Source organism: Sulfurospirillum diekertiae (assembly GCF_002309535.1).
Taxonomy (GTDB): domain Bacteria; phylum Campylobacterota; class Campylobacteria; order Campylobacterales; family Sulfurospirillaceae; genus Sulfurospirillum; species Sulfurospirillum diekertiae.
Map to the genome: position 1 here is coordinate 2,755,684 of NZ_CP023275.1, position 14,988 is coordinate 2,770,671.

Annotated in this window: 5 protein-coding genes, 4 tRNA genes and 6 rRNA genes; all 15 read right to left on the minus strand. The window is 43.3% G+C overall.

All coding sequences use genetic code 11. From position 1 onward, the window contains the following. Positions 1-5 precede the first annotated feature (5 nt). A complete protein-coding gene (locus tag SJPD1_RS14140; protein WP_096047723.1) occupies positions 6-515 on the minus strand; it encodes a DUF4405 domain-containing protein in 510 nt (169 codons plus the stop codon). Between the two features lie 57 nt (positions 516-572). Further along, the gene (locus SJPD1_RS14145; protein ID WP_096047724.1) at positions 573-821 is read right to left on the minus strand and encodes a DUF3862 domain-containing protein; all 249 of its coding nucleotides are present in this window, start codon (positions 819-821) and stop codon (positions 573-575) included. 160 nt (positions 822-981) lie between these two features. After that, the gene (locus tag SJPD1_RS14150) at positions 982-2,487 is read right to left on the minus strand and encodes a DUF3373 family protein (protein WP_096047725.1); all 1,506 of its coding nucleotides are present in this window, start codon (positions 2,485-2,487) and stop codon (positions 982-984) included. A 39-nt stretch (positions 2,488-2,526) separates the two neighbouring features. After that, positions 2,527-2,865 (minus strand): hypothetical protein, encoded by a 339-nt coding sequence (locus tag SJPD1_RS14155; protein WP_087439760.1) that lies wholly within the window; start codon positions 2,863-2,865, stop codon positions 2,527-2,529. 235 nt (positions 2,866-3,100) lie between these two features. Then, complete coding sequence (locus SJPD1_RS14160) at positions 3,101-3,439, minus strand: hypothetical protein (RefSeq protein WP_087439760.1); 339 nt, start codon at positions 3,437-3,439, stop codon at positions 3,101-3,103. A 316-nt stretch (positions 3,440-3,755) separates the two neighbouring features. After that, positions 3,756-3,871: ribosomal RNA gene (gene rrf / locus SJPD1_RS14165) — 5S ribosomal RNA — on the minus strand. A 137-nt stretch (positions 3,872-4,008) separates the two neighbouring features. After that, a 23S ribosomal RNA gene (locus SJPD1_RS14170) occupies positions 4,009-6,921 on the minus strand. Positions 6,922-7,145: 224 nt separating this feature from the next. After that, positions 7,146-7,221: transfer RNA gene (locus SJPD1_RS14175), tRNA-Ala, on the minus strand. A 1-nt stretch (position 7,222) separates the two neighbouring features. Continuing rightward, positions 7,223-7,299 (minus strand) — tRNA-Ile (locus SJPD1_RS14180). Positions 7,300-7,483: 184 nt separating this feature from the next. Beyond that, positions 7,484-8,992 (minus strand): 16S ribosomal RNA (locus SJPD1_RS14185). A gap of 595 nt (positions 8,993-9,587) precedes the next feature. Then, a 5S ribosomal RNA gene (rrf, locus tag SJPD1_RS14190) occupies positions 9,588-9,703 on the minus strand. Between the two features lie 135 nt (positions 9,704-9,838). Next, a 23S ribosomal RNA gene (locus tag SJPD1_RS14195) occupies positions 9,839-12,751 on the minus strand. 224 nt (positions 12,752-12,975) lie between these two features. Further along, a tRNA-Ala gene (locus tag SJPD1_RS14200) sits at positions 12,976-13,051 on the minus strand. 1 nt (position 13,052) lies between these two features. Beyond that, positions 13,053-13,129 (minus strand) — tRNA-Ile (locus tag SJPD1_RS14205). Positions 13,130-13,285: 156 nt separating this feature from the next. Next, positions 13,286-14,794, minus strand: a 16S ribosomal RNA gene (locus tag SJPD1_RS14210). The 16S, 23S and 5S rRNA genes sit together here with 4 tRNA genes alongside, the layout of an rRNA operon. Positions 14,795-14,988: the final 194 nt, after the last annotated feature.

The window sequence follows — 14,988 nt, forward strand, 5'->3', positions numbered from 1 at the left end:
GTCTTTTATGGCATATAGGGTGCCGTAAAAACAATATTGAGAATATCATCGCTTGTTCTATCATTGGCTTTTGCAATTTCTGAAACGGATTGTTTACTTGAAGCAATAATCTGCTTATCTGCCAATATTTTAACCATCATCACTTCATCTAAATCCACAAATGCAGCTACTTTGGAAAGTGGCGCATTCATCATCGTCCCAATAATTTTACTTTTTGGATTAATGCCTTTTTCTTGTGGGTTCAATAACGGTGTAACGATAAATGCAGAAATAACTAAAAATCCAAAAAAGATAGAGATAAGCGTTGAGCGTTTTTTAAAATAAGTGACAAATCCATTCCAATTTTTGAGCAAGTGCAAACAAGAAATAGCGACAAAGGCAAAACCTAACCAAATATGCAGTGCCTCACTGGAGAGCATACGAATTTTGAAATACATCATGACACCCGTAATGGAAACAACTACAAACATAACCGTTAATAACGCACTTAATATATTTCTGGGGATAACGTTCATCTATAACTCCTTAATTTCGTTTGGAAGTATAGATAATCTATGTTAATCCTTTGTTAATTACTCAATGCCTTGTGAGTGCATAAACATTACTTTATCTGCAACCATTTTCACTTTAATGTACTGTTTTTCATCACCCCAAGTACAGTCACTCATCCCCGCAAGTGAATCACATTTCGTTGCTTTTCCTAAGATATCGGTTACTTGAGTGTAGCTCATGCCCACTTGAATCTTGTCATAATTCTCTTTGCTCAGCTTTGAGCACCCTATAAAGATAAGCAACACTAAAGCCATCATAATATATCGCATGCTCACTCCTTGATTCGATCTTGTAATAGACTAGCATATTTTTACTGTTTTTTGACTTTTTGATCTACGATAGATGACAGTGATAGAGTGAGAAAAGATATCTAGAAGTTTATGACGAATAAAAAAAGAGAGGCCATAAGACCTCTCTAGGAAGATTAGATTAATATCTGTATCTTAAAGACAATCGTAAATCTTGAGCTGTTTTAACTGCCCCTGGTGTTGAATCAACATCCATTGGAGTACCTGTCCAACCAAAGAAAGTATCACTACCAGTATAAGCATAATCAATATAAACATAGCTAAGTTGTGCTGTCAAGTTTTTACCGACAACTGGCATAATATAGTAGAGCTCATAGGCATTACCACGTGCTGCAAGTTTAGATCCTGCTAAAGTATCCTCACCATAGGTAAAGCTTCTCCAGTATTTGCTACCATGATTATACTCAAGACCAAGTCTTTGACCTTTCATAATACCTGGAACTTGAACACCTGTATAAATTGAAGAACCAAATTCTTTATCTGAAGAACCAAGCATACCAGCCATAGAAACTAATCCAGAAGAAGATATAGCACCCAATTGATTATTATTTGGATCTGTCTTGCTAAATGCATAAGAGAGGAAGAAAATACTATCATCCAAGAAATCACTAATGCCGTCACCAATACCATTAACTTGTAATGATAAAGCACCTCCAGTCATATCACCAACATCAGCAAAATTAAAATATGGTTTTTGAACATACGTCAATCCGCTACTAGTATAAACTGGTGTCATAGCTATACCCTGAACATTCATATCCATCATATTTTTTGCAACAAAGTAATTACCCATTAACTTATACTGACCATTGTCAAAGAATTGAACAATTAAACCTGCTAAATCCATATTTGGAGTTTGATCATCATTAACATACCCTGGATTAAAGCCCATGCTACTCATATTCATTGAATATGCCCCAGTCGTATTTGAGAATCCTCGACCTAAACATAATTTGGCATAAAGACCTGAGATACCAGTAACTTTATCGAAGTCAAATCTAAAGCTAGCACCATCAAATTCCATATTGATATTATGGCTAATTGGTGAAGCAGGGTTTTCATTATCATTTCTTAGATTTGCCAAGAAACCATCAACAGATGGGCGACGACCAAATGAAGCGCTATAATGTACATCACCCATATCACCAGTATATAAGAAATAAGCTTCTCTTAAACGAATATTTGAATCATTCGGTTTTTGAGAATCATACCAATCAAATGTTTGAAAATAACTAGTACTACTTATATTAGTTTGACCAAATGCTTTATATGCTGCCAAAGATCCCTTGAATACTAAATTGTCAGCTGGCTGTGCGCCCATACCAAGAATAAGTTTATTGGTCCAAACACCGTTGTCTTGTTTATCGGCACCTTGAATTTTGTAATCTACGTAATCATATGCTGTTCTAAAATCAACATTCCATTTAATATTATCACCTGCATCATGTGCTTTGATCTCAGAAACTTGAGCCCGAAGTGCATCTACATTGATTTTTGATTGAGCATCTTTTAGCTCTGCCATTTGCGCTTTTAACGCCTCTACTTCTTGCTTGAGTGAATCATCAGCAGCAAATGCTGAAGATGATAATGTAGCTCCGATAAGCAATGGAGCAATAAATTTCTTCATCTTTTTTTTACCTTTTTAAGTAAGAATTATTTTACACAACTAGCAAGACGGAACGTTGCCGCTATCGCTTGCAAACTCAACACAGAAATCTCTAATATCTGGCATAAATTTCTCAAATTTATCGCCTTTTAGAAAGCCATCTAAACCTGGATATTTTTTGGAATACTCAGCAACAAATTTCTCTGCTTTACCATCAAAAAGTGCTTTCCACTCTGCTTGAGTATGTTGTGTTGCGAATTTCGCACCATTCATTCCTGAACCATCTTTCATATACTTAAGATAGTACTTTTGTCCTTTTGCTGCATCTGCAAATGCAGATGTACTCATTAACCCCAATACCAAGAATGCTGAAACAAGTAAACCGAAGACTTTTTTCATCATTTCTCCTTTCCAAAATTTAAATATGGAGTCATCATAACAAAAGTAAAATAAATTTTAATTTAAAAAGTTAATTATTAGAAGAAATAAGTAAATATTATTTTTACTTTTCTTAAAAAATGAGGTTTAAAACTGAAAAGTAGCACTATTTAAGTAAATATTATTTAATTTTAATAATTGCTTTTCAGATAATTTTATTATTTATCTGAAAAGCATAAAAATATTGTAGAGAGAATTAACAAGACGGAACGTTGCCGCTATCACTTGCAAACTCAACACAGAAATCTCTAATATCTGGCATAAATTTCTCAAATTTATCGCCTTTTAGAAAGCCATCTAACCCTGGATATTTTTTTGAATACTCAGCAACAAATTTCTCTGCTTTACCATCAAAAAGTGCTTTCCACTCTGCTTGAGTGTGTTGTGTTGCGAATTTCGCACCATTCATTCCTGAACCATCTTTCATATACTTAAGATAGTACTTTTGTCCTTTTGCTGCATCTGCAAATGCAGATGTACTCATTAACCCCAATACCAAGAATGCTGAAACAAGTAAACCGAAGACTTTTTTCATGTTATATCCTTATAATTTAAGTTGAACGCTCATAGTAACGCAAAGAGTCTAAAAGATAATTGAAAAAATAAAACTGTATATATTTAATAATAATTATAATAAAAATAAATGATATTTAAATAATGAGTTTACAAAATTTTATTAAACAAAAGGGCAGCAGAATACCAAGAGAGATAAAGAGGTATATAAAGTGAAGAAGCGATCATATGATTGTTTATGATCAAATAATGATGAAACTTTGTATTGAGAATAATCAGAGGGAAAGCGCCTTTGAATAAGACGAGATAAAAGGTATGTTGTAAAAGAAAGAATCACGAACTGGCAGCGACCTACGTTTCCATCCCAGTAAGGGAAAGTATTATCGGCGATGAAGAGCTTAGCTTCCTGGTTCGAAATGGGACAGGGCGTTTCCTCTTCTCTATAGCCACCAGAATCGTGAATTAAATCTATGTCGTATTATAACGAAATAGGCTTAATTCACCATTCTTCAGGTGATTTTAGTATTGTCTAGTCAACAAAGCGCTTTTTACACTTAATAAGGAAGTGAAATAGCATTATCATACGTTATAATATGTAAGCCAAACGACCTATTAGTACTGGTCAGCTAAAGGGCTCTCACCCATTACACACCCAGCCTATCAAACATGTAGTCTTCATGAGGTCTTCAGGGAAAGTTAATCTTGGAGTTGGCTTCCCGCTTAGATGCTTTCAGCGGTTATCACATCCGAACATAGCTACCGGGCGATGCTCTTGGCAGAACAACCCGTACACCAGTGGTTCGTTCAACCCGGTCCTCTCGTACTAGGGTTAACTCTCCTCAACTTTCCTACGCCCACGGCAGATAGGGACCGAACTGTCTCACGACGTTCTGAACCCAGCTCGCGTACCGCTTTAAATGGCGAACAGCCATACCCTTGGGACCTGCTCCAGCCCCAGGATGCGATGAGCCGACATCGAGGTGCCAAACCTCCCCGTCGATGTGAGCTCTTGGGGGAGATCAGCCTGTTATCCCCGGGGTACCTTTTATCCTTTGAGCGATGGCCCTTCCACACAGAACCACCGGATCACTATGACCGACTTTCGTCTCTGCTCGACGTGTATGTCTCACAGTCAAGCTGGCTTGTACCATTATACTCTGCGAACGATTTCCAACCGTTCTGAGCCAACCTTTGTAAGCCTCCGTTACTTTTTAGGAGGCGACCGCCCCAGTCAAACTACCCACCAGACATTGTCCTGAACATAGATAATATGTCCCAGTTAGCTATCAGAATAAAGAAGAGTGGTATCTCAACAATGGCTCAGATGCAACTGGCGTCACATCCTCAAAGCCTCCCACCTATCCTGCACATCTTTATCCCAACAGCAGTGTCAAGCTATAGTAAAGGTCCACGGGGTCTTTCCGTCTTGCCGCGGGTAGGAGGAATTTTCACCTCCACTACAATTTCACTGGATTCCTGGTCGAGACAGCTCCCATCTCGTTACGCCATTCATGCAGGTCGATATTTAATCGACAAGGAATTTCGCTACCTTAGGACCGTTATAGTTACGGCCGCCGTTTACTGGGGCTTCGATCAATGGCTTCGCTTGCGCTAACCACATCAATTAACCTTCCAGCACCGGGCAGGCGTCACACCCTATACATCCTCTTACGAGTTAGCAGAGTGCTGTGTTTTTGGTAAACAGTCGGGAGGGACTCTTTGTTGCAACCTTTTCCGCTTTTTGGAGCAAGTCCATATACAGAAGGAGGCACACCTTATACCGAAGATACGGTGCTATTTTGCAGAGTTCCTTAACCAGGTTTCTTCCACGCGCCTTAGAATACTCATCTCACCCACCTGTGTCGGTTTACGGTACGAGCAATTACAGATATACTTAGAAACTTTTCTTGGCTCGACGGCATCAACGATTCACCATCCACTCCGAAGAGCATCAAGTGCCTGTCAGGTCTCGAATAAAGAAATACGGATTTGCCTGTATCTCAATCTACACCCTTCGAACAACTATTCCATCAGTTGCCTCGTTTAGCCCTAAGCGTCCTTCCATCGCGCTCTATAATTGGTGTTGGAATATTAACCAACTTTCCATCGTCTACCCCTTTCGGACTCGACTTAGGTCCCGACTAACCCTACGATGACGAACATCGCGTAGGAAACCTTGGGTTTTCGGCGAACAGGATTCTCACCTGTTTTATCGCTACTCATGCCTGCATACTCACTTCTAGCCGCTCCAGCGCTCCTTACCGGTACACCTTCAATGCTGACTAGAACGCTCTCCTACCACTCTATTAAAAATAGAATCTACAGCTTCGGTGGATAACTTTAGCCCCGTTATATTTTCCGCGCAGAATCGCTAGACCAGTGAGCTGTTACGCTTTCTTTAAAGGATGGCTGCTTCTAAGCCAACCTCCTGGTTGTTTAAGCAACTCCACATCGTTTTCCACTGAGTTATCACTTTGGGACCTTAGCTGGTAGTCTGGGTTGTTCCCCTCTTGACGACGCATTTTATCACCCGCCGCCTGACTGCCATGATTACATATACGGTATTCGGAGTTTGACAGGGTTTGGTACCTTGGTATAGGCCCTAGCCCAATCAGTGCTCTACCCCCGTATACTACAACATGACGCTATACCTAAATATATTTCGGAGAGAACCAGCTATCACGAAGTTTGATTGGCCTTTCACCCCTATCCACAAGTCATCCCGAGACTTTTCAACGTCAATGAGTTCGGTCCTCCACTAGCTCTTACACCAGCTTCAACCTGCTCATGGATAGATCACTTCGCTTCGGGTCTGCAGCATCTGACTAATTCGCCCTATTAAGACTCGCTTTCGCTACGGCTCCGAGTTTTCTTAACCTCGCCAGATACCACAACTCGCAGGCTCATTATGCAAAAGGCAGTCCATCACCCTGATAAATCATAGGGCTCTGAATGATTGTAAGCAAATGGTTTCAGGTTCTATTTCACTCCCCTCACTGGGGTTCTTTTCACCTTTCCCTCACGGTACTGGTTCACTATCGGTCTGTAAGTAGTATTTAGGGTTGGGAGGTGGTCCTCCCGGCTTCAGACAGAATACCACGTGTTCCGCCCTACTCAGGATACTGCTAAGATGAATCTAGATTTCGTATATGGGACTATCACCCGCTATGGTTAACCTTTCCAGGTTACTCTACTACCTATCATCATTCTACAACGCAGTCCTACAACCCCAGATGCAAGCATCTGGTTTGCCCTCTTCCAAGTTCGCTCGCCGCTACTATCGGAATCTCTATTTGATTTCTCTTCCTCTGGCTACTGAGATGTTTCACTTCACCAGGTTCGCTCCCCGCAGGGTAACTGACATTCCTGTCAGTTGGGTTGCCCCATTCGGAAATTTGCGGATCAAAGCTTCTTGACAGCTCCCCGCAACTTATCGCAGTCTAGTACGTCCTTCATCGCCTCTTACAGCCTAGGCATCCACCATTCGCTCTTAATAGCTTACCTATTCGTATTCTAATGCACATTTCACTCCCTTATTAAATGTAAACCATCTAACAAGTTGTAAATTGTTTTTTTTGCGTTTTGTTGACTTTGACAATAATAAATTAAATAACATTTAGACTAAAAAGTCTAATATAAAAACAACCACAATTGTTCTTATATTAGACGTTGTGTCCTCATTTTCACTAACAATGTCTTGATACAATCTTTCACCACTTTTGATAAAATGGTGGAGAATAGCGGGATCGAACCGCTGACCTCCTGCGTGCAAAGCAGGCGCTCTCCCAGCTGAGCTAATTCCCCATGGTGGGCTTAAGAGGACTCGAACCTCTGACCTTACCCTTATCAGGGGTACGCTCTAACCACCTGAGCTATAAGCCCCTCTATCTCTTACAACGCTCAAGAAGCTAAGCTCCTTTACCCTACGCTAACGCTAAGGTACTAAAGCCAGCTGACGTTGTCAGCAGAATCTTTTCTTGTCTTCATTCAATCTCTCAAAACTAAATAAGCTTCCCTAGCTGTGCTCGCCGGAGCACCATTGTGAGATAGTGCCCCAATACTCTAGAAAGGAGGTGATCCAACCGCAGGTTCTCCTACGGTTACCTTGTTACGACTTCACCCCAGTCGCTGAACCCACCGTGGTCGGTAACTAGTTTAGTATTCCGGCTTCGGGTGAATTCAACTCCCATGGTGTGACGGGCGGTGAGTACAAGACCCGGGAACGTATTCACCGTAGCATATCTGATCTACGATTACTAGCGATTCCAGCTTCATGGAGTCGAGTTGCAGACTCCAATCCGAACTGAGACTAGGTTTTAAGATTTGCTCCACTTCGCAGTATCGCGTCTCTTTGTCCTAGCCATTGTAGCACGTGTGTAGCCCTGGCCATAAGGGCCATGATGACTTGACGTCGTCCTCACCTTCCTCCTCCTTACGAAGGCAGTCTGATTAGAGTGCTCAGCCGAACTGTTAGCAACTAATCACGAGGGTTGCGCTCGTTGCGGGACTTAACCCAACATCTCACGACACGAGCTGACGACAGCCGTGCAGCACCTGTCTCTAAGTTCTAGTAAACTAGCACTCCCACATCTCTGCAGGATTCTTAGGATATCAAGGCCAGGTAAGGTTCTTCGTGTATCTTCGAATTAAACCACATGCTCCACCGCTTGTGCGGGTCCCCGTCTATTCCTTTGAGTTTTAATCTTGCGACCGTACTCCCCAGGCGGCACACTTAATCTGTTAAGTGCATTACTGCAATGACTAGCATCGCAACAACTAGTGTGCATCGTTTAGGGCGTGGACTACCAGGGTATCTAATCCTGTTTGCTCCCCACGCTTTCATGCCTCAGCGTCAATAATGTTCCAGTAGATCGCCTTCGCAATCGGTATTCCTGGTGATATCTACGGATTTTACCCCTACACCACCAATTCCATCTACCTCTCCCATATTCTAGGTGACCAGTTTCGAGAGCAGTTCAACGGTTGAGCCGTTGGATTTCACTCTCGACTTGATCTCCAGCCTACGCATCCTTTACGCCCAGTGATTCCGAGTAACGCTTGCACCCTCCGTATTACCGCGGCTGCTGGCACGGAGTTAGCCGGTGCTTATTCATAAGGTACCGTCATTATCTTCCCTTATAAAAGGAGTTTACACACCGAAATGCGTCATCCTCCACGCGGCGTTGCTGCATCAGAGTTTCCTCCATTGTGCAATATTCCCCACTGCTGCCTCCCGTAGGAGTCTGGACCGTGTCTCAGTTCCAGTGTGCCTGATCATCCTCTCAGACCAGGTAGGCGTCATTGCCTTGGTAGGCCGTTACCCCACCAACTAGCTGATACCATAAAGCCCCATCCTTTAGCGATAAATCTTTCCCAACTTATCTTAAGATAAGTTGGAGTATGGGGTATTAGCAGCCGTTTCCAACTGTTGTCCCCCACTAAAGGGCAGGTTAGCTATACATTACTCACCCGTGCGCCACTAACGAAATAAGCAAGCTTATTTCATCCGTTCGACTTGCATGTGTTAAGCACGCCGCCAGCGTTCACTCTGAGCCAGGATCAAACTCTCCATAAAATTTTTATGAAGTGTTCTTCATTTGACTTAAAGTATCTCTTTTTTTAATAAAGAGTTGATAATCTCTTTTTTCGCGTCACTGACTAAGGTCGCTTATTTAGATTTCAAAGATTGAATTTGACATTGTTAAAATGGTAATGAACGTGAAGCTTATCCCCTACTTTGGGTACTTCTCTTTAACCCCGCTTTCTCAAACGAGGACGAAATTATATATCCTTACACCTTACAAAGACATTAAACATATCTCACCATTAAAAGAAATTAGTTCTGTGCTGATATATATGTATATCCTGTCTCTTGCTTCATTGTTATTACAATTAGAAGACTGACAATGTATAGAAGAATTTGATAAGAAAAAAGAAAGATTTGAATTTAAAGTAGAAAAGCTACGCTTATTAAACATGATAAAAAATACACTTTATTTTTTTAGGCAAGGAAAAAGCTAAGAGAGATAAAGAGGTGTAAAAAGATAAGGAGAGATCATATAATTATTTATTATCAGACAATGATAAAGCTTTATATTGAGAATAATTAGAGGAAGACCGCCTTTGAATAAGACGAGATAAAAGATGAGTTGTAAAAGAAAGAATCACGGAACTGGCAGCGACCTACGTTTCCATCCCAGTAAGGGAAAGTATTATCGGCGATGAAGAGCTTAGCTTCCTGGTTCGAAATGGGACAGGGCGTTTCCTCTTCTCTATAGCCACCAGAATCGTGAATTAAATCTATGTCGCATTATAGCGAAATAGGCTTAATTCACCATTCTTCAGGTGATTTTAGTATTGTCTAGTCAACAAAGCGCTTTACACTTAATAAGGAAGTGAAATAGCATTATCATACGTTATAATATGTAAGCCAAACGACCTATTAGTACTGGTCAGCTAAAGGGCTCTCACCCATTACACACCCAGCCTATCAAACATGTAGTCTTCATGAGGTCTTCAGGGAAAGTTAATCTTGGAGTTGGCTTCCCGCTTAGATGCTTTCAGCGGTTATCACATCCGAACATAGCTACCGGGCGATGCTCTTGGCAGAACAACCCGTACACCAGTGGTTCGTTCAACCCGGTCCTCTCGTACTAGGGTTAACTCTCCTCAACTTTCCTACGCCCACGGCAGATAGGGACCGAACTGTCTCACGACGTTCTGAACCCAGCTCGCGTACCGCTTTAAATGGCGAACAGCCATACCCTTGGGACCTGCTCCAGCCCCAGGATGCGATGAGCCGACATCGAGGTGCCAAACCTCCCCGTCGATGTGAGCTCTTGGGGGAGATCAGCCTGTTATCCCCGGGGTACCTTTTATCCTTTGAGCGATGGCCCTTCCACACAGAACCACCGGATCACTATGACCGACTTTCGTCTCTGCTCGACGTGTATGTCTCACAGTCAAGCTGGCTTGTACCATTATACTCTGCGAACGATTTCCAACCGTTCTGAGCCAACCTTTGTAAGCCTCCGTTACTTTTTAGGAGGCGACCGCCCCAGTCAAACTACCCACCAGACATTGTCCTGAACATAGATAATATGTCCCAGTTAGCTATCAGAATAAAGAAGAGTGGTATCTCAACAATGGCTCAGATGCAACTGGCGTCACATCCTCAAAGCCTCCCACCTATCCTGCACATCTTTATCCCAACAGCAGTGTCAAGCTATAGTAAAGGTCCACGGGGTCTTTCCGTCTTGCCGCGGGTAGGAGGAATTTTCACCTCCACTACAATTTCACTGGATTCCTGGTCGAGACAGCTCCCATCTCGTTACGCCATTCATGCAGGTCGATATTTAATCGACAAGGAATTTCGCTACCTTAGGACCGTTATAGTTACGGCCGCCGTTTACTGGGGCTTCGATCAATGGCTTCGCTTGCGCTAACCACATCAATTAACCTTCCAGCACCGGGCAGGCGTCACACCCTATACATCCTCTTACGAGTTAGCAGAGTGCTGTGTTTTTGGTAAACAGTCGGGAGGGACTCTTTGTTGCAACCTTTTCCGCTTTTTGGAGCAAGTCCATATACAGAAGGAGGCACACCTTATACCGAAGATACGGTGCTATTTTGCAGAGTTCCTTAACCAGGTTTCTTCCACGCGCCTTAGAATACTCATCTCACCCACCTGTGTCGGTTTACGGTACGAGCAATTACAGATATACTTAGAAACTTTTCTTGGCTCGACGGCATCAACGATTCACCATCCACTCCGAAGAGCATCAAGTGCCTGTCAGGTCTCGAATAAAAAATTACGGATTTGCCTGTAATCTAATCTACACCCTTCGAACAACTATTCCATCAGTTGCCTCGTTTAGCCCTAAGCGTCCTTCCATCGCGCTCTATAATTGGTGTTGGAATATTAACCAACTTTCCATCGTCTACCCCTTTCGGACTCGACTTAGGTCCCGACTAACCCTACGATGACGAACATCGCGTAGGAAACCTTGGGTTTTCGGCGAACGGGATTCTCACCCGTTTTATCGCTACTCATGCCTGCATACTCACTTCTAGCCGCTCCAGCGCTCCTTACCGGTACACCTTCAATGCTGACTAGAACGCTCTCCTACCACTCTATTAAAAATAGAATCTACAGCTTCGGTGGATAACTTTAGCCCCGTTATATTTTCCGCGCAGAATCGCTAGACCAGTGAGCTGTTACGCTTTCTTTAAAGGATGGCTGCTTCTAAGCCAACCTCCTGGTTGTTTGAGCAACTCCACATCGTTTTCCACTGAGTTATCACTTTGGGACCTTAGCTGGTAGTCTGGGTTGTTCCCCTCTTGACGACGCATTTTATCACCCGCCGCCTGACTGCCATGATTACATATACGGTATTCGGAGTTTGACAGGGTTTGGTACCTTGGTATAGGCCCTAGCCCAATCAGTGCTCTACCCCCGTATACTACAACATGACGCTATACCTAAATATATTTCGGAGAGAACCAGCTATCACGAAGTTTGATTGGCCTTTCACCCCTATCCACAAGTCATCCCGAGACTTTTCAACGTCAATGAGTTCGGTCCTCCACTAGCTCTTACACCAGCTTCAACCTGCTCATGGATAGATCACTTCGCTTCGGGTCTGCAGCATCTGACTAATTCGCCCTATTAAGACTCGCTTTCGCTACGGCTCCGAGTTTTCTTAACCTCGCCAGATACCACAACTCGCAGGCTCATTATGCAAAAGGCAGTCCATCACCCTGATAAATCATAGGGCTCTGAATGATTGTAAGCAAATGGTTTCAGGTTCTATTTCACTCCCCTCACTGGGGTTCTTTTCACCTTTCCCTCACGGTACTGGTTCACTATCGGTCTGTAAGTAGTATTTAGGGTTGGGAGGTGGTCCTCCCGGCTTCAGACAGAATACCACGTGTTCCGCCCTACTCAGGATACTGCTAAGATGAATCTAGATTTCGTATATGGGACTATCACCCGCTATGGTTAACCTTTCCAGGTTACTCTACTACCTATCATCATTCTATAACGCAGTCCTACAACCCCAGATGCAAGCATCTGGTTTGCCCTCTTCCAAGTTCGCTCGCCGCTACTATCGGAATCTCTATTTGATTTCTCTTCCTCTGGCTACTGAGATGTTTCACTTCACCAGGTTCGCTCCCCGCAGGGTAACTGACATTCCTGTCAGTTGGGTTGCCCCATTCGGATATTTGCGGATCAAAGCTTCTTGACAGCTCCCCGCAACTTTTCGCAGTCTAGTACGTCCTTCATCGCCTCTTACAGCCTAGGCATCCACCATTCGCTCTTAATAGCTTACCTATTCGTATTCTAATGCACATTTCACTCCCTTATTAAATGTAAACCATCTAACAAGTTGTAAATTGTTTTTTTTGCGTTTTGTTGACTTTGACAATAATAAATTAAATAACATTTAGACTAAAAAGTCTAATATAAAAACAACTAAATTTGTTCTTATATTAGACGTTGTGTCCTCATTTTCACTAACAATGTCTTGATACAATCTTTCACCATTTTTGATAAAATGGTGGAGAATAGCGGGATCGAACCGCTGACCTCCTGCGTGCAAAGCAGGCGCTCTCCCAGCTGAGCTAATTCCCCATGGTGGGCTTAAGAGGACTCGAACCTCTGACCTTACCCTTATCAGGGGTACGCTCTAACCACCTGAGCTATAAGCCCCTCTATCTCTTACAACGCTAACCGCTAAGGTACTAAAGCCAGCTGACGTTGTCAGTAGAATCTTTTCTTGTCTTCATTCAATCTCTCAAAACTAAATAAGCTTCCCTAGCTGTGCTCGCCGGAGCACCATTGTGAGATAGTGCCCCAATACTCTAGAAAGGAGGTGATCCAACCGCAGGTTCTCCTACGGTTACCTTGTTACGACTTCACCCCAGTCGCTGAACCCACCGTGGTCGGTAACTAGTTTAGTATTCCGGCTTCGGGTGAATTCAACTCCCATGGTGTGACGGGCGGTGAGTACAAGACCCGGGAACGTATTCACCGTAGCATATCTGATCTACGATTACTAGCGATTCCAGCTTCATGGAGTCGAGTTGCAGACTCCAATCCGAACTGAGACTAGGTTTTAAGATTTGCTCCACTTCGCAGTATCGCGTCTCTTTGTCCTAGCCATTGTAGCACGTGTGTAGCCCTGGCCATAAGGGCCATGATGACTTGACGTCGTCCTCACCTTCCTCCTCCTTACGAAGGCAGTCTGATTAGAGTGCTCAGCCGAACTGTTAGCAACTAATCACGAGGGTTGCGCTCGTTGCGGGACTTAACCCAACATCTCACGACACGAGCTGACGACAGCCGTGCAGCACCTGTCTCTAAGTTCTAGTAAACTAGCACTCCCACATCTCTGCAGGATTCTTAGGATATCAAGGCCAGGTAAGGTTCTTCGTGTATCTTCGAATTAAACCACATGCTCCACCGCTTGTGCGGGTCCCCGTCTATTCCTTTGAGTTTTAATCTTGCGACCGTACTCCCCAGGCGGCACACTTAATCTGTTAAGTGCATTACTGCAATGACTAGCATCGCAACAACTAGTGTGCATCGTTTAGGGCGTGGACTACCAGGGTATCTAATCCTGTTTGCTCCCCACGCTTTCATGCCTCAGCGTCAATAATGTTCCAGTAGATCGCCTTCGCAATCGGTATTCCTGGTGATATCTACGGATTTTACCCCTACACCACCAATTCCATCTACCTCTCCCATATTCTAGGTGACCAGTTTCGAGAGCAGTTCAACGGTTGAGCCGTTGGATTTCACTCTCGACTTGATCTCCAGCCTACGCATCCTTTACGCCCAGTGATTCCGAGTAACGCTTGCACCCTCCGTATTACCGCGGCTGCTGGCACGGAGTTAGCCGGTGCTTATTCATAAGGTACCGTCATTATCTTCCCTTATAAAAGGAGTTTACACACCGAAATGCGTCATCCTCCACGCGGCGTTGCTGCATCAGAGTTTCCTCCATTGTGCAATATTCCCCACTGCTGCCTCCCGTAGGAGTCTGGACCGTGTCTCAGTTCCAGTGTGCCTGATCATCCTCTCAGACCAGGTAGGCGTCATTGCCTTGGTAGGCCGTTACCCCACCAACTAGCTGATACCATAAAGCCCCATCCTTTAGCGATAAATCTTTCCCAACTTATCTTACGATAAGTTGGAGTATGGGGTATTAGCAGCCGTTTCCAACTGTTGTCCCCCACTAAAGGGCAGGTTAGCTATACATTACTCACCCGTGCGCCACTAACGAAATAAGCAAGCTTATTTCATCCGTTCGACTTGCATGTGTTAAGCACGCCGCCAGCGTTCACTCTGAGCCAGGATCAAACTCTCCATAAAATTTTTATGAAGTGTTCTTCATTTGACTTAAAGTATCTCTTTTTTAATAAAGAGTTGATAATCTCTTTTTTCGCGTCACTGACTAAGGTCGCTTATTTAGATTTCAAAGATTGAATTTGACATTGTTAAAATGGTAATGAACGTGAAGCTTGTCCCCTACTTTGGGTACTTCTCTTTAACCCCGCTTTCTCAAA

Coding starts and splice junctions, on each gene's coding strand:
- SJPD1_RS14140 (WP_096047723.1), bottom strand. CDS start 515: ATGAACGTTATCCCCAGAAATATATTAAGTGCGTTATTAACGGTTATG.
- SJPD1_RS14145 (WP_096047724.1), bottom strand. CDS start 821: ATGCGATATATTATGATGGCTTTAGTGTTGCTTATCTTTATAGGGTGC.
- SJPD1_RS14150 (WP_096047725.1), bottom strand. CDS start 2,487: ATGAAGAAATTTATTGCTCCATTGCTTATCGGAGCTACATTATCATCT.
- SJPD1_RS14155 (WP_087439760.1), bottom strand. CDS start 2,865: ATGAAAAAAGTCTTCGGTTTACTTGTTTCAGCATTCTTGGTATTGGGG.
- SJPD1_RS14160 (WP_087439760.1), bottom strand. CDS start 3,439: ATGAAAAAAGTCTTCGGTTTACTTGTTTCAGCATTCTTGGTATTGGGG.